Source organism: Paraburkholderia sejongensis (genome assembly GCF_020880815.1).
GTDB lineage: Bacteria > Pseudomonadota > Gammaproteobacteria > Burkholderiales > Burkholderiaceae > Paraburkholderia > Paraburkholderia sejongensis.
Window position 1 is genome coordinate 507,304 of sequence record NZ_JAJITD010000001.1, and the last position, 14,227, is coordinate 521,530.

General features: G+C 65.1%; 14 protein-coding genes and 1 tRNA gene. 8 read left to right on the forward strand and 7 right to left on the reverse strand.

Annotated features, from left to right (window positions below; translation table 11 throughout):
* The first annotated feature begins 4 nt into the window (after positions 1 to 4).
* Together ispD and ispF are read left to right on the forward strand one after the other, a co-directional pair.
* Positions 5 to 718 (forward strand): 2-C-methyl-D-erythritol 4-phosphate cytidylyltransferase, encoded by a 714-nt coding sequence (ispD, locus tag LJ656_RS02135; protein ID WP_230507620.1) that lies wholly within the window; start codon positions 5 to 7, stop codon positions 716 to 718.
* A gap of 108 nt (positions 719 to 826) precedes the next feature.
* Positions 827 to 1,306 (forward strand): 2-C-methyl-D-erythritol 2,4-cyclodiphosphate synthase, encoded by a 480-nt coding sequence (gene ispF, locus LJ656_RS02140; protein WP_230507621.1) that lies wholly within the window; start codon positions 827 to 829, stop codon positions 1,304 to 1,306.
* 110 nt (positions 1,307 to 1,416) lie between these two features.
* Here ispF and LJ656_RS02145 read toward each other — a convergent pair whose 3' ends face one another.
* The 3 genes from LJ656_RS02145 to ompR form a co-directional block, all read right to left on the reverse strand.
* The gene (locus LJ656_RS02145) at positions 1,417 to 1,965 is read right to left on the reverse strand and encodes a peroxiredoxin (protein ID WP_230507622.1); all 549 of its coding nucleotides are present in this window, start codon (positions 1,963 to 1,965) and stop codon (positions 1,417 to 1,419) included.
* A gap of 57 nt (positions 1,966 to 2,022) precedes the next feature.
* Positions 2,023 to 3,372: an ATP-binding protein gene (locus tag LJ656_RS02150; RefSeq protein WP_230507623.1), complete on the reverse strand. Its 1,350-nt coding sequence runs from the start codon at positions 3,370 to 3,372 to the stop codon at positions 2,023 to 2,025.
* 97 nt (positions 3,373 to 3,469) lie between these two features.
* Entirely contained in the window at positions 3,470 to 4,204 is a 735-nt protein-coding gene (ompR, locus tag LJ656_RS02155) for an osmolarity response regulator transcription factor OmpR (RefSeq protein ID WP_006048917.1), read from the reverse strand.
* A 228-nt stretch (positions 4,205 to 4,432) separates the two neighbouring features.
* Here ompR and LJ656_RS02160 point away from each other — a divergent pair, with 228 nt between their 5' ends.
* The 3 genes from LJ656_RS02160 (at position 4,433) to LJ656_RS02170 (ending at position 7,948) form a co-directional block, all read left to right on the forward strand.
* On the forward strand, positions 4,433 to 4,765 hold the full coding sequence (locus LJ656_RS02160; RefSeq protein WP_230507624.1) for a hypothetical protein: 333 nt from the start codon (positions 4,433 to 4,435) through the stop codon (positions 4,763 to 4,765).
* A 414-nt stretch (positions 4,766 to 5,179) separates the two neighbouring features.
* Positions 5,180 to 6,673, forward strand: coding sequence for a DUF1800 domain-containing protein (locus LJ656_RS02165; protein ID WP_230507905.1), 1,494 nt, complete (start codon positions 5,180 to 5,182; stop codon positions 6,671 to 6,673).
* A gap of 39 nt (positions 6,674 to 6,712) precedes the next feature.
* Complete coding sequence (locus tag LJ656_RS02170; RefSeq protein ID WP_230507625.1) at positions 6,713 to 7,948, forward strand: DUF1501 domain-containing protein; 1,236 nt, start codon at positions 6,713 to 6,715, stop codon at positions 7,946 to 7,948.
* Between the two features lie 18 nt (positions 7,949 to 7,966).
* Here LJ656_RS02170 and LJ656_RS02175 read toward each other — a convergent pair whose 3' ends face one another.
* Positions 7,967 to 8,812: a squalene/phytoene synthase family protein gene (locus LJ656_RS02175; protein WP_230507626.1), complete on the reverse strand. Its 846-nt coding sequence runs from the start codon at positions 8,810 to 8,812 to the stop codon at positions 7,967 to 7,969.
* A 229-nt stretch (positions 8,813 to 9,041) separates the two neighbouring features.
* Here LJ656_RS02175 and LJ656_RS02180 point away from each other — a divergent pair.
* Positions 9,042 to 9,128, forward strand: a tRNA-Leu gene (locus LJ656_RS02180).
* 185 nt (positions 9,129 to 9,313) lie between these two features.
* On the opposite strand, the gene LJ656_RS02185 is transcribed toward LJ656_RS02180, so the two are convergent.
* The 3 genes from LJ656_RS02185 to LJ656_RS02195 form a co-directional block, all read right to left on the reverse strand.
* On the reverse strand, positions 9,314 to 9,601 hold the full coding sequence (locus LJ656_RS02185; RefSeq protein ID WP_230507627.1) for a hypothetical protein: 288 nt from the start codon (positions 9,599 to 9,601) through the stop codon (positions 9,314 to 9,316).
* 166 nt (positions 9,602 to 9,767) lie between these two features.
* On the reverse strand, positions 9,768 to 10,220 hold the full coding sequence (locus LJ656_RS02190) for a MarR family winged helix-turn-helix transcriptional regulator (RefSeq protein WP_230507628.1): 453 nt from the start codon (positions 10,218 to 10,220) through the stop codon (positions 9,768 to 9,770).
* 62 nt (positions 10,221 to 10,282) lie between these two features.
* Positions 10,283 to 11,428, reverse strand: a complete 1,146-nt coding sequence (locus LJ656_RS02195; RefSeq protein WP_230507629.1) for a glycerate kinase — start codon at positions 11,426 to 11,428, stop codon at positions 10,283 to 10,285.
* Positions 11,429 to 12,011: 583 nt separating this feature from the next.
* On the opposite strand from LJ656_RS02195, the gene tig reads away from it, so the two are divergent.
* Entirely contained in the window at positions 12,012 to 13,358 is a 1,347-nt protein-coding gene (tig, locus tag LJ656_RS02200) for a trigger factor (RefSeq protein ID WP_230507630.1), read from the forward strand.
* A 197-nt stretch (positions 13,359 to 13,555) separates the two neighbouring features.
* A complete protein-coding gene (clpP, locus tag LJ656_RS02205) occupies positions 13,556 to 14,209 on the forward strand; it encodes an ATP-dependent Clp endopeptidase proteolytic subunit ClpP (protein ID WP_006048927.1) in 654 nt (217 codons plus the stop codon).
* The last annotated feature ends 18 nt before the right edge of the window (positions 14,210 to 14,227 follow it).

The following is a 14,227-nucleotide window of genomic DNA, read 5'->3' on the forward strand; positions in this document are numbered from 1 at the left end:
ACTCGTGACTTCCCGTCTCTTCGCCCTGATCCCGTGCGCGGGCACCGGCAGCCGTTCCGGCGCCGCGATGCCCAAGCAATACCGTACCGTCGCCGGTCGCGACATGCTGCATTACTCGCTCGCCGCGTTCGACGCGTGCAGCGAATTCGCCCAGACGCTGGTCGTGATCGCGCCCGACGACCAGCATTTCGATGCGCGCCGCTTCGGCGGGCTGCGCTTCGCGGTGCGCCGCGACGGCGGCGCGTCGCGCCAGGCGTCGGTGCTGGGCGGGCTGCATGCACTCGCCGAATTCGGCGCGCACGACGACGACTGGGTGCTGGTGCACGACGCCGCGCGCCCGGGCATCACGCCGGCGCTGATCCGCACGCTGGTCGGTTCGCTGAAGGACGACCCGGTCGGCGGGATCATGGCGCTGCCGGTCGCCGATACCCTCAAGCGCATCGATCGCGGCTCACCGGATGGCCGCATTGCCCGCACCGAAGCGCGCGACGGCTTGTGGCAGGCGCAGACGCCGCAGATGTTCCGCATCGGCATGCTGCGCGACGCGATTTTGCGCGCGCAGGCCGAGGGCCACGATCTGACGGACGAGGCGAGCGCGATCGAATGGTCGGGCCATGCGCCCAGGCTCGTGCAAGGCAGCCTGCGGAACTTCAAGGTCACCTATCCGGAAGACTTCGAGCTGGCCGAGGCGATTCTGAGCCGGCCGGCGGCGGGATAGGGGCTGCATGAAGGGCCGCATTAGGGCAGCATTAGGGCCGCTTAAGGTTTCGATTATTCAAAGTTGATTCGAAGCTAAAAAGCTTCAGGACTCGAGGACGCGACGCAAATGGATTTCAGAATTGGACAAGGCTACGACGTGCATGCGCTGGTGCCGGGACGTCCGTTGATCATCGGTGGGGTGACGATTCCGTACGAGCGCGGGCTGCTCGGCCACTCGGACGCGGACGTGCTGCTGCATGCGATCACCGACGCGCTGTTCGGCGCGGCCGCGCTCGGCGATATCGGCCGCCACTTCTCGGATACCGATGCGAAGTTCGCGGGAGCCGATAGCCGCGTACTGCTGCGCGAGTGTGTCGCGCGCGTGAAGGCGGCGGGGTTTGCGATCGGCAACGTCGATAGCAGCGTGGTCGCGCAGGCGCCGAAACTCGCGCCGCATATCGAAGGGATGCGCGCCAATATCGCCGCCGATCTGGGTCTGCCGCTCGAGCGCGTGAACGTCAAGGCGAAAACCAACGAGAAGCTCGGCTATCTGGGCCGCGGCGAGGGCATCGAGGCGCAGGCCGCGGTGTTGCTGGTCAAAAACTGAGCGGAGCGGGCGGCGGCGCGGTTGCGCTGCCGCCCGCTGGCCGGACGATAAAAAAGCCCGCGGCTTCCTGAAAGCCAGCGGGCTTTTTTTTGCGCGGGGGCGAGCGCCGGTTACAGCGTCGTGCCGCCCACCGGCCGGTTGCTCGCACACAGTTCGCCGGTCAGCAGCCCGTCGAGAATCCGCAGCACTTCTTCCGGACTGCGGCCGATATTCAGGTTGTTGACCGACACATGCTGGATCGTGTTGTCCGGATCGACGATATAGGTCGCGCGCAACGCGACGCCGGCTTCCTTGTCGCGCACGCCTAGCTGATCGACCAGTTCGCCTTTCACATCGCCGAACGAGTAGTGATTGAGCCGGTCGAGCTTGCTGTTCTCGCGGCGCCACGCGAGCTTGACGAACTCGTTATCGACGCTGCCGCCGAGCAGCACCGCGCCGCGCTCCTCGAACTTCTTCACGAGCTTGCCGAACTCGACGATCTCCGTCGGACAGACGACCGAAAAGTCTTTCGGGTAGAAGTAGATGACTTTCCACTTGCCCGCAAACGATTGCTCGGTGATCTCTTCGAACGCCGAGCTGCCATTTTCCTCCGGATGATTAAAGCCGGGCTTCGCGGCGGTGACGGTGAACGCTTCGAGTTTGTCGCCAACGGTTTTCATGCGCGCACTCCTTGGTCAGTCTGAACACGGCCTGGTCGATGCCGGTTATCCGCGGCGTCAGGCGCTTCTCGCGAGCGGAAATTCGATTGTGACTTCCAGCCCCGGTCCCGGCGAGCGATTGCGCAGACGCAGCGCACCGCGATAACGCGCGACGAGCCGCTGCACGATCGCCATCCCGAGCCCGGTGCCGTTGGCCTGGGTGCGCGCCGAATTGACCCGGTAGAACGGCCGGGTGACGAGCGCGAGCTGGTCTTCCGGAATGCCCGGGCCTTCATCGACCACCGACAGCTCGACCCGCGAATGCGACACGCGGGTTTCGAGAATCACATGTGGAATCCCGTCGCCTTCGCTGCCGCCGTATTTGCGTGCGTTCTCGAGCAGATTGCCGACCACGCGCCGCATGTCGGTTTCGTCGGCCTCGATGACCGCCGACGGCGCCAGCCGCGTGATCAGCCGCATGCTGTCCTCGCTTTGCATCCGCGCGGCCAGTTCGCTCGCGATCACCGACAGGTCGACCGGCTCGGGCACGCGCTGCACCGGCCGCGCGTAATCGAGGAAGCGGCCGATGATCATGTCCATCTGTTCGATGTCGTCGACCATCGCGTCTTTGGTGGTCTGGTCGGACGGACTCATTTCGGTTTCGAGCCGCAGCCGCGCGAGCGGCGTGCGCAGATCGTGCGAGATGCCCGCGAGCATCAGCGCGCGATCGGCTTCGAGCTGTTCGAGGTCGCGCACCATCTGGTTGAAGCTGCGGTTGGTTTCGGCGGCCACGCCCATTCCGCGCTCGGGCAGCGGCTCGGGCGACTGCCCGGAACCGACCCGGCGCGCGGCCATCGCCAGACGCGCGAACGGCCGGTTCACCAGGCTCGTGATGAAGGCCGCGCCAAACAGCGACAGCGCCAGCGCGAACACGCCCCAGCCGGCCCATTGCAGGCCGGTCGCGTTATCGAGCTGATCGCGGTCGAGCGCGACCCAGTAATCGTCGTCGTCGATCTTGAAGCTGATCCACACGCCGTTGATGTCGTTCACGCTCTGCGCGATCACGGTGTCGTCGCCGAGACGGCCGCGAATGTCGTGCTCGATCAGCCGGTTCAGCGATTCGTCGGGCTGGAGTTTGTATTTGTCGGTGGCTTCGCGCGGATACACGCGCACCCCTTCATTACTCTCCAGATCCTGCAGCAGCGCGCGCCGCAGGTCGGGATCGGAGTAGAGGAGTGCGGTGCGCGTGAGCTTGACGATCGCGACGAGTTGCAGCGCCACGCGTTGCGCGCGCGGCTCGCGTTCGATCACGCGAAAGCTCTGAAACCACGCCGCGAGACTGACTGCGATCAGCAGTGCGATCAGCAGAAACGTTCGCCAGAAAAGGCCACCGAACGCGAGCGTCAGGAGGCGCCGGTCGATCCGCATGGGCCCTTCTTATTGGAAGTCAAACACAGCAATGATTTTGCATGGGAGCGCAGCGGTGTAGAGCCCGCTCCGCTCCACATCGGGCGGACGCACGAACTCAGGCAGCACCGTCGGGGATGAACACGTAGCCCAGACCCCACACGGTTTGAATGAAGCGCGGGCTGCCCGGATCGGGTTCGATCAGCTTGCGCAGACGCGAGATCTGCACGTCGAGGCTGCGGTCGAACACCTCGTACTCGCGGCCGCGCGCGAGTTCCATCAGCTTTTCGCGCGACAGCGGCTGGCGCGGATGACGCGCGAACACCTTGAGCACCGAGAATTCGCCGGTGGTGAGCGGAATTTCCTGGCCGGCCTTGGTAAGCGTGCGGGTCGCGAGATTCAGCGCGAATTCGCCGAACTCGAACACCTCGGTGGTTTCCGACGGCGCGCCCGGCAATTCGGACGGCGACTGACGGCGCAGGACCGCGTGAATACGCGCGACCAGTTCGCGCGGATTGAACGGCTTGGGCAGGTAGTCGTCGGCACCCATTTCGAGGCCGACGATTCGATCGACATCCTCACCCTTGGCCGTCAGCATGATGATCGGCGTGCGGTCGTTGCTGCCGCGCAGGCGCCGGCAGATCGACAAGCCGTCTTCGCCGGGGAGCATCAGATCGAGCACCAGCAGATCGAAGCGCTCGCGCACCCACAGCTTGTTCATGGATGGCGCGTTTTCCGCCACGTAGACATTGAAGCCCTGCTCGCCGAGGTAACGACGCAGCAGATCACGGAGGCGCGGATCGTCGTCGACGACGAGGATTTTCGAAGGGTTTTTGGTTTCCATGGTCGGCATCTTAGCGCGATTAGAAAGTGGTGCGCGGTTACACCATTTCCGGGGTTACAGTCGGTTACAAAATTTACCCGCAGTGTGGCACGACGTAAAGTATGCACGTTTAGACTCCTTTACTGAATGCGGCTGTTCGGTGGATACTCCACTCGACAAAAACTCTCGTACCCGGCTGTTACCGGGGTTTGTATACGCATCTGAGGTAGCCGGTTGCCGCGCCACGAAGGGAACAACATGAAGGGAGGGGTTTGGCCGACTGTACGCCTGAGCGTGATTGCACTGGCAGTAGCCGGTACGCTCGCAGGCTCGCTCGGCCCGACGCTCGCCCATGCGCAGCCGCCCGCTGAAAAAGCGGCGAGCGAGCGCGCGACCCGCAACGGCAATGGCAACGGTCGCGCGATGCGTCATGGTTCGAGCGTCGACCGTCCCGCCTCGGACGTGATGTTGCGCACCGTCGTTCCCCCCGATCTCGACCAACGCCGCCGCGACGGGCACATGACACCGGAAGAGCGCCGGTTGTTGCGCCAGCATATCGAAGACGCGGTGCGCGAACTGTACAAGCGCTAGTCCCCTCCCGCGTTCCTGTCCATTCTCTCTTCCCGCATTCGCTTCGCTTTCCTTCGTTGCTTCTTGCTCGCGGCTCACTCGCTCGCGTGAAAAATCCTGTTGCATCTTCGGCGTCAACTGGCGCGTTCGCTGTGCCGTTGTGTGGCCAGCATCGGCGTGTTTTCGTCCGCGTGACGGCGCGATTCGCGCGGTGATTTTCGACTCCGTCAATCAACCGGATCAGCGATGGTGAAATTCCTTCGACGTGCGAATGGCGGCGCAAGCCTGCGTACTGCAGCGGCCGCGCTGCCATTGCTGGGCTCGTTGAGCGCCGGTTCGGAAGCGGTCCGCGCCGGGCCGCACGACGCGCACGAGGCAACGGCCGGGCGCCGCATTGCGCCGACACCCGCCGCGGCAGCGGAGGACGGGCAGGACATGCTCGACCTCGACGATGCGCGCTTTTTTCTGACGCGCATCGGCTTCGCGCCCGGGCACGCCGAACTCGCTCACTATGTGGGCCTCACTCGCGCGCAAGCGGTCGATGAAGTGCTTGCGTCCACGCGCGCGCAAGCCGTGTCGTCTGCGCCCGATTGGCTTGCCGAACCGGTTCCGACCCGTGCCGAGCGCAACGCGTGGACGGCAGCGCAGCGTCGCGAGCAACAACAGCTGCGCGGCCAGCGTTACGAACTATTACGCGCATGGTGGGTGGGCGAGATGCTGGCGACGCCGTCGCCGCTCACCGAACGCATGACGCTTTTCTGGCACAACCACTTTACGTCCGGGCAGGACAAGGTTCCGTATCCGCAACTGATGGCGCGGCAAAATCTGCTGTTGCGCCGCCACGCGCTCGGCAATTTCGGCGAACTGCTGCATGAAGTCGCGAAAGATCCGGCAATGCTGCAATACCTGGACGGCGCGAGCAATCGCAAGGGCCGACCGAACGAAAACTTCGCGCGTGAGGTGATGGAGCTTTTCACGCTCGGCGAAGGGCATTACACGCAGCGCGACGTTGCCCAGGCGGCGCGCGCGTACACCGGCTGGGGGCTGGATGCCGACACGCTGGCCTACACGTGGCGCCCGGCTCAGCACGACGATGGCGACAAAAGCGTGCTCGGCCAAAGCGGTCCGTTCGATGGCGATCAGTTGCTCGATATTCTGCTGGCGCGGCCCGAAACCGCGAGCTTCATCGCGACGAAGCTGTGGCGCGAATTCGTGTCCGGCACCCCGGAGCCGGAGCCCCTCGAAGCGATTGCCGCGCGGTTTCGGGCGAGCGGCTACGACATGAAGGTCGCGTTGCGCGCGCTGTTTCTGTGCGACGCGTTCTGGCGCGACGGGAACCGCGGCGTGCTGGTGAAGTCGCCTGTGGAGTTCGTGGTCGGCACGTTGCGTGCGTTCGAGGTCGGCTACGACGGCACCGCGCGGTTCGTCGCGCAGATACGCGCATTGGGCGAGAACCTGTTATACCCGCCGAACGTCAAAGGATGGCCCGGCGGTACCGCATGGATCAATAGCTCGACGCTGCTGGCACGCAAGCAATTCGTCGAGCAGCTGTTTCGCGCGACCGAAAAGGCTGGGCCGATGCGCTCGGGTACTGCGTCGAGTGGGGAGCGGGCTGCGCGCGCGATGTCGGCGGCGCAGGCTGCCGCGCCGGCTTCTGCTGCCGCTGCCGCTGCCGCTGTCGCTGTCGCCGCCGCCGCGAGCGAGCCGCATACGCCGGCGCGCACCGCTCAGGGCGGCGTACGCTTCGACATCGCGAGCTGGCTCGCGCAGTACCACACTGCGCCGGCCGCGAAGCTTGGGTTGTCGATGGAATTGCAGTTGCAGCACGCGGTGCTGCCGTTCACGCCGGTCGATGCGATCGCCACCGATTCGACCGCGAGCGCGTATTTGCAAGCGTTGCTGATGGACCCGGCCTACCAGTTGAAATAACCTGCCGTTGCCGGCGGCGCGGCCACCACGAGGAGCAGCATGAAACGACGCAGCTTTCTATCGATGAGCGCCGCCGCCGGCGCGTCGCTGTGGTTGCCGCGCGCGGTCGGCGCGCAGGATGCGTCGACTAAGGCGACGGCGGATGCGCTGCTCCCGGCGGGCGGCGGCTACGACAACCTGCTGATCCTGATCGAGCTGAAAGGCGGCAACGACGGCCTGAACACGGTGATTCCGTTCGCGGATCCGGCGTACTACGCGCTGCGCAAAAACATCGGCGTCAAACGCGAACAGGTGCTTCAGCTCGACGAGCGCACCGCGCTGCATCCCGCGTTGCAGCCGTTGCTGCCGCTCTGGCAGAGCCGGCAACTGGCGATCGTGCAGGGCGTCAGCTACGCGCAGCCGAACCTGTCGCACTTCCGCTCGATCGAGGTCTGGGATACCGCGTCGCGCTCCGATCAGTATTTGCGCGACGGCTGGCTTACGCGTGCGTTCGCGCTGCGGCCGGTGCCCGCCGGTTTTGCCGCCGACGGCGTGGTGATCGGCAGTGCCGAAATGGGGCCGCTCGCGAACGGCGCGCGCGCGATCGCGCTCGTCAATCCCGCGCAGTTCGTCAATGCGTCGCGACTCGCGACGCCGGTGGCGCTGCACGAACGCAATCCGGCGCTCGCGCATATTCTCGCCATCGAAAACGACATCGTGAAAGCGGCCGACCGTTTGCGGCCGAGGCCCGGACAGCCGCACTTGAAGACCGCGTTCGCGGGCGGCGCGTTCGACAGTTCGATCAGAGCGGCGATGCAGGTGTTGGCCGCGACCGCTGCGCCGCCGGCGCGGTCGCACAGCGGGCAGGGCGTCGCGGTGATCCGGCTGACGTTGAACGGCTTCGATACGCACCAGAACCAGCCCGCGCAGCACGCGGCGCTGCTCAAACAGCTCGCGCAGGGATTGGTCGCGCTGCAGTCGGCGCTCGTCGAGCTGGGCCGCTGGAACGATACGCTGGTCATGACGTACGCGGAGTTCGGGCGCCGTCCGCGCGAGAACCAGAGCAACGGCACCGATCACGGCACGGTGGCGCCGCACTTCGTGACCGGCGGGCGCGTACGCGGCGGGTTGTATGGCGCGCCGCCGGTGTTAACACGGCTCGACGGCAACGGCAACTTGCCGGTCGGCGTGGATTTTCGCCAGCTTTACGCGACCGTGCTGGGGCCCTGGTGGGGGCTCGATGCGTCGGCGATCCTGCAGCCGCGGTTCGAGCCGCTGCCGCTGCTGCGCGTTTGACGGCGAAGCGTCATCTGCCTATTTCGCGCGCCACGCGATCCACAGCTTGCGGATCGGCGTCAACGCGATGCGTTGATGCAGCACGTGATAGCCGTCGCGTTCGATTTCATCGAGCAGCGCCAACGCGAGCGCCGCGAGTGCCAGCAGCGTGCGCTGTGCGCGGCGCGCGTTCGCAGGGACCGCGGCGAGCGCGGTCTGCACCGCGTCGCGGGCACGCTTGGTTTCGAAGCGCATCAGCTCGGTGAACGCGTCGGTGTATTTGCGGTTGATCAGATCGGCGGCGGTCACGTTGTAGCGCTGCATCTCGTCGATCGGGATATAGATGCGACCGTGACGCGCATCGTTGCCGGTTTCGGCGACGAACTGCGCGAGCATCAGCGCTTCGCCGAGCGACGCGGCCCAGTCGGTTGCCGTCGCGGCGGCATCGGCTGCACGAGTCGTTTTAGACGCCGCCGAGCGTGCGATCAGCGATGCAAAGTTGCCGCCGACCCCGCGCATGTAGCGTCGCAGATTCGGATAGTCGAGATAGCGCGCCTGGTCGAGATCCATCTCAAAGCCGGCCAGCATCTGCTGCAGCGCCGGATATTCGGCCGGCGCGTCGGGCAGGTGCGCTTCGAGCGCCTTCGACACCGGATGCGACGCCGACCCCGCGGCCAGCGCCGCGAGTTCCTTTTGCCACCACGCGAGCTTGGTGCGGCCGACCGCGGGATCGCTGGTTTCCTGGACCGTTTCCTCGAGTTCGCGACGCAGCGCGAACAGCGCCGTCAACAGCGGCTGACTGGCGGCGCTCGCCTGGCGAAGCGCATAGTAGGTGCTCGAGCCGGGGGGCGCAGCTTTCTGCTGGCAATAGTCGTCGAAATTCACGGGATGAGTGTCTGGGGAAGGGCGGCCGGGAAGGCGGCCTGGCGTCTGTCGGGCGCCTTTGCGGCGAGCCGAAAATTGTAGCATCGGCGCCGCTCACGCAGATGCCGGCGGGTGCAGACAAGCGCGAATCAATCGGTTAGAATCTCGCGCTTACGCTTTTGGGCGCATGTTTTACGTGCCAGGAAGCGGACAGGACATCGGGTAGGGCGCTTCGGCGACATACCCGGCTGCGAGGGTGGCGAAATTGGTAGACGCACCAGGTTTAGGTCCTGACGCCCGCAAGGGTGTAGGGGTTCGAGTCCCCTCCCTCGCACCACGTATCACGCAGGAACAAGGCAGGAAAAGAAAACCCCGTCAGGTCTATTGGACCGACGGGGTTTTTGTTTTTCGGGCCGCTGCGTCAGGTGCGGGCGCCCCGACGCTACGGTGACCCATCATCGGGCCGCCCCCCCCCGATCACACACCCAGAAACTGACGTGCTGCGATCCAGGGGCGCGCCGTTCAGGCGTCCGGCGTTCCCGCCTGTTCCTGCGCGCCCGGCAATTCCGCCTGCGCGGCGCCTTCGAGAAATCGCCGGGTCGATTCGAACGCCTGCAGCATCTGATCCGGCCACGGCGTTTGCAGCATGACCGCCTGATGGTTTTCGAATGCCGACGACAGCAGCTTTGCCAGTTCCGGCGAACGAAGATGACGCAGCACGACGCTGACCGCGATCGCCGTCGCCTGGCTCGCGCCGGCGGTCTGGAGTTCCGAGGCGGTCAGTGCCGCGACCTGTTTGTTGATGTCCACTGAAGCTTCCTGATGAAAACGAGGGTGAAGGCGCGTTGGCCAATGTGCGATTTTGACACGCGCGGCGGGTCGCGGTGAGATGGCGCGCCGCTCGCTCATTCATAAAATGCGGCTGCGCTTCGCGCGTTGGAGCGCGCGCAGTCAGTGGCTTGCGCGCCGCCGCCTGTTATTCGTTGCGCGCGTTCATCGTGTCGATGATCTTGTCGAGCGCCGCGCCGAAGGCGGCTTTTTCGTCGTCGTCGAGACAGTCGAACAGGTCGCCGTTCCACTTGCGCGCGATCGGCATCACCTTCCGGTACAGCGCGCGCCCCTGCGGCGTCAGCGACACCAGCACGACGCGGCCATCCAGCGCGCTTTGCTCGCGCTGCACCAGGCCTTGCCGGATCAGCGCCTCGGCTGCGCGGCTCGCCTGGCTTTTGTCGAGATTGGCATGGCGCGCGAGCTCCATGATCGAGAAGGGCCCGAACGATCCCACCGCCGCGATCACGCGCGCTTCCGGCAGCGTGACATCGAGCTTCGACGCATAGCGCTCGCTGATGCCGCGCTCGGCCAGTTTGTTCAGTACATGCAGACGATACGTGAGGAACTGCTCGAGCCCGGCTTTGGCGGAGTCCTTCATGGTCATCCCGTGACGAGTGGACGGTCGTGGCGCTCTGATTGTTGCTGCAACCGTCTCGCGGGTCAACGCACGCCGTATTTCAGACGCGTCAACTGCTCGGCCTCGTTGGCGAGCAGCCGCGCGGCATCGCGAATCGCGACTTCCAGCGTGATCGGCCCCGGCGCCGGCGAGAAGCAGCCGCTGAAATGTTCGGCCAGACGCGGCAGTGCGGCGGGATCGACCGCGCCGGACAGCAGCGTGGCGGGCACGCCGGCCGCCCGTGCATGCGCGCAGGCGATGAACGGCGCCTTGCCGTGCAGCGTTTGCACGTCCGAGCGGCCTTCGCCGGTGATCAGCCAGTTAGCGCCGGCGAGCGCGGCATCGAGCCCGATCTGCCGCGCGACCGTTTCCGCGCCCGGCTCGAACTGCGCGCCGAGCATGTGCAACGCGAAGCCGAGACCGCCGGCCGCGCCCGCGCCCGGTTGATTGCGCGCGCTGCGCCCGAGCGCCGCTTCGAGCAGATCGGCAAAACGCGCGAGCGCCGCGTCGATCGACGCAAGCTGGTCCGGCTGCACGCCTTTTTGCGGACCGAACACCGCGGTCGCGCCGTGCTCGCCGGTGAGCGGATTGTCGACGTCCGACATGCCGACGAACTGCGCGTCGGCGAGCCGCGCGTCGAGTTGCGACGCGTCGATGCGCGCGACCCGCGCAAGCTGTTCGGGCGTGCCCTCGAGTTCGTTGCCTTGTGCGTCGAACAGCTTCAGGCCGAGGCCGGTCAGCAGCCCGGCGCCGCCATCATTGGTGCTGCTGCCGCCGAGCGCGACGAAAAAGCGCCGCACGCCCGCATCGAGCAGCGCGCGAATCGCTTCGCCCATCCCGCGCGTGCAGCGCGCCGCGACCGGCACGCCCATGCCGACCGGATCGGTTATGCCGACGATCTCGGCGGTCTCGATGATCGCGCTGCCGTCCGCGAGCAGGCCGGTGAGCGCTTCGCGCAGCGAGCCGGCTGCGCTGCGCACCGTGAGCGGGCGACGTTCGCCGCCGCTGGTGAGCATCGCGTCGAGCGTGCCTTCGCCGCCGTCGGCCATCGGGCAGATCCGCACGCTGGCGTCGGGGCGCGCGCGCTGGATGCCGGTGGCGATCGCCTGCGCGACCTGTTGCGCGCTGAGCGAGCCTTTGAATGAATCGGGAGCGATGACGACGACAGGCGAGGGCGACGAATTCGGCATGGTGTCTCTTGAAAGTCTGAATCGTTGTAAGCGCTGGCGAGCGCCTGCGCCGCGCCCCGGGGCGAGCGACCGGCGAGCGAGTGCGTTAGCTTAGCAGCATGGGCGCGTCGGCTGAATATGCCGGAGCGCATAGGCGGGATCGCCGGCAAACGTGGCGGATACGGGCGGGCGCGAGCGGGCGGGCGCGGTGTTGGCGGCGTGAAAAGCGCGCTGCGAATCCAGCGGTAAATCGGCTGTGAATCGGCTGTAAATCGAGTCGCTGGCCGGCTCGCTGCGCGGCGATTAAAAAAGCGCGCGGCGTACACGCAAACCAGACGAAAAAGGCCCTCAAAACGATCGGAATGCAGGGAAACCTCGATGCAATCATCGAATCCCGGCTAGGCGCGCAAATAGTTTGCTAAAATATTTGGCTCTTTGGACTCAACCGTGTTGCCGACGGCCTGCCAGCCCGCGGCGCAGGCGCGTGATGGACACAGCTCGAGCAACGTAGCTCGACGCGACGCAAATCGATGCGAAGCGACATCGACGGGCAGCACGGAGAAGATAACTGATTCGCTCGAATAATTTTAGGACGATTGAAGCCATGGCTAACGTTGTTGAAAACCTCGGCAAGCTCGAACGCCGCGTGACGATTTCCCTGCCGAAGGATGCCGTGCAGAAGGAAGTGGATTCGCGTATCCGCCAACTCGCGAAGAACGTGCGCATGCCGGGTTTCCGCCCGGGCAAGGTGCCGCTCAAAATGGTGACGCAACAGTATTCGGGCCAGGTGGAAGCCGAAGTGCTGAGCGACAAGGTCGGCAAGGAATTCTTCGATATCAGCCGCGCCGAGAACCTGCGTGTCGCAGGCCAGCCGAGCTTCGCGCCGAAGGCCGACGCCGCTGAAGGCGACTACGCGTTCGACGCGACCTTCGAAGTGTATCCGGAAGTCAAGCTGGGCGACGTTGCCACGGCTGAAATCGAGCGCACCACGACCACCATCACCGAAGCTGAAATCGACCGCACTCTGGACATCCTGCGCAAGCAGCGCGTGCACTACCACGCTCGCGGAGAAGCCGGCGAGCACGGCGACGGCGGCGCGGACACGGCAGCTAAAGACGGCGATCGCGTGACGGTCGATTTCGTCGGCAAGCTCGACGGTGAAGTGTTCCAGGGCGGCAGCGCGGAAGATTTCGCGTTCGTGCTCGGCGAAGGCCGCATGCTGCCGGAATTCGAACAGGCCGCGCTCGGCCTGAAGGTCGGCGAAGCGAAGGAATTCGACTTGAAGTTCCCGGACGACTACCACGGCAAGGAAGTGGCCGGCAAGACCGCGCAATTCACGATCACGATGAAGAAGATCGAGTGGGCGCACCTGCCGGAAGTCGACGGCGAATTCGCGAAGTCGCTCGGTATCGAAGACGGCGATCTGACCAAGATGCGCGCTGAAATCAAGGACAACCTCGAGCGTGAAGCGAAGCGCCGCACGCAGGCCATCGTGAAGAACCAGGTGATGGACGCGCTGCTGAAGATTTCGGAACTCGACGTGCCGAACGCGCTGATCGAACAGGACCAGGAGCGCCTCGTCGCGATGGCCCGTCAGGATCTGGAACAACGCGGCGTGCCGAACGCGAAGGATGCGCCGATTCCGGCAGCAATGTTCAAGGAACAGGCAGAGCGCCGCGTCAAGCTGGGCCTCGTGCTGGCCGAACTCGTGAAGGCCAACGAACTGCAGGCGAAGCCGGAGCAGATCCGCGCCGAAGTCGACGAATTCGCCAAGAGCTACGAAGACCCGAAGGAAGTCGTCCGCTGGTATTATTCGAACCAGCAACGTCTTGCTGAAATGGAAGCGTATGTCGTTGAAGCCAACGTCGTCGATTTCGTCCTCAGCAAGGCGAAGGTGACGGACAAGGAAGTGAGCTTCGAAGAACTGGCAAGCGCAACGGCGCAGGCGTAAGCGTCGCTGCAACGGCGTGCCGGCTGTCGGAGCATCCGACGGCCCGCACGCCGTTTTTTTGTGCCGTAAGAAAAGCGTGGCGTACCGGGTCAGGTCGCGCGGCGCGCGCGAGAGACCGGCACTTGAATACGGGTATGTCGCACCAACTTGTGTCGAACATCTAATATTCAGAATATTTCCAGACAAGGATCCATTGCATGACCTTTCGCGCCCAAATGCTGGACACGTTGACCTCCCAATCGTCCCGGGATCTCGAAGCGCAGGCACTCGGTCTGGTGCCGATCGTCGTGGAAACGAGCGGCCGGGGCGAGCGCTCGTATGATATTTACTCGCGTCTGCTGAAGGAGCGCATCGTGTTCCTCGTGGGCGAAGTGAACGACCAGACGGCTAATCTGGTGGTCGCGCAGATGCTGTTTCTCGAGAGCGAAAATCCGGACAAGGACATCTACTTCTACATCAACAGCCCGGGCGGTTCGGTGTCGGCGGGTATGGCGATCTACGATACGATGCAGTTCATCAAACCGGACGTCTCGACGCTGTGCATGGGTCTGGCAGCGAGCATGGGTGCATTCCTGCTCGCGGCCGGCGCGAAGGGCAAGCGCTTCGCGCTGCCGAACTCGCGCGTGATGATTCACCAGCCGCTCGGCGGCGCGCGCGGTCAGGCGTCGGACATCGAAATTCAGGCACGCGAAATCCTGTACCTGAAGGAGCGCCTGAACCACCTGCTCGCGCACCACACCGGCCAGCCGGTCGAGCGCATCGCGCGCGACACGGACCGCGACAACTTTATGTCCGGCGACGACGCGCAAGCCTATGGCCTCGTCGACCAGGTGGCGCACAAGCGTCCGTGATCCGGTACGGTTTTGCTC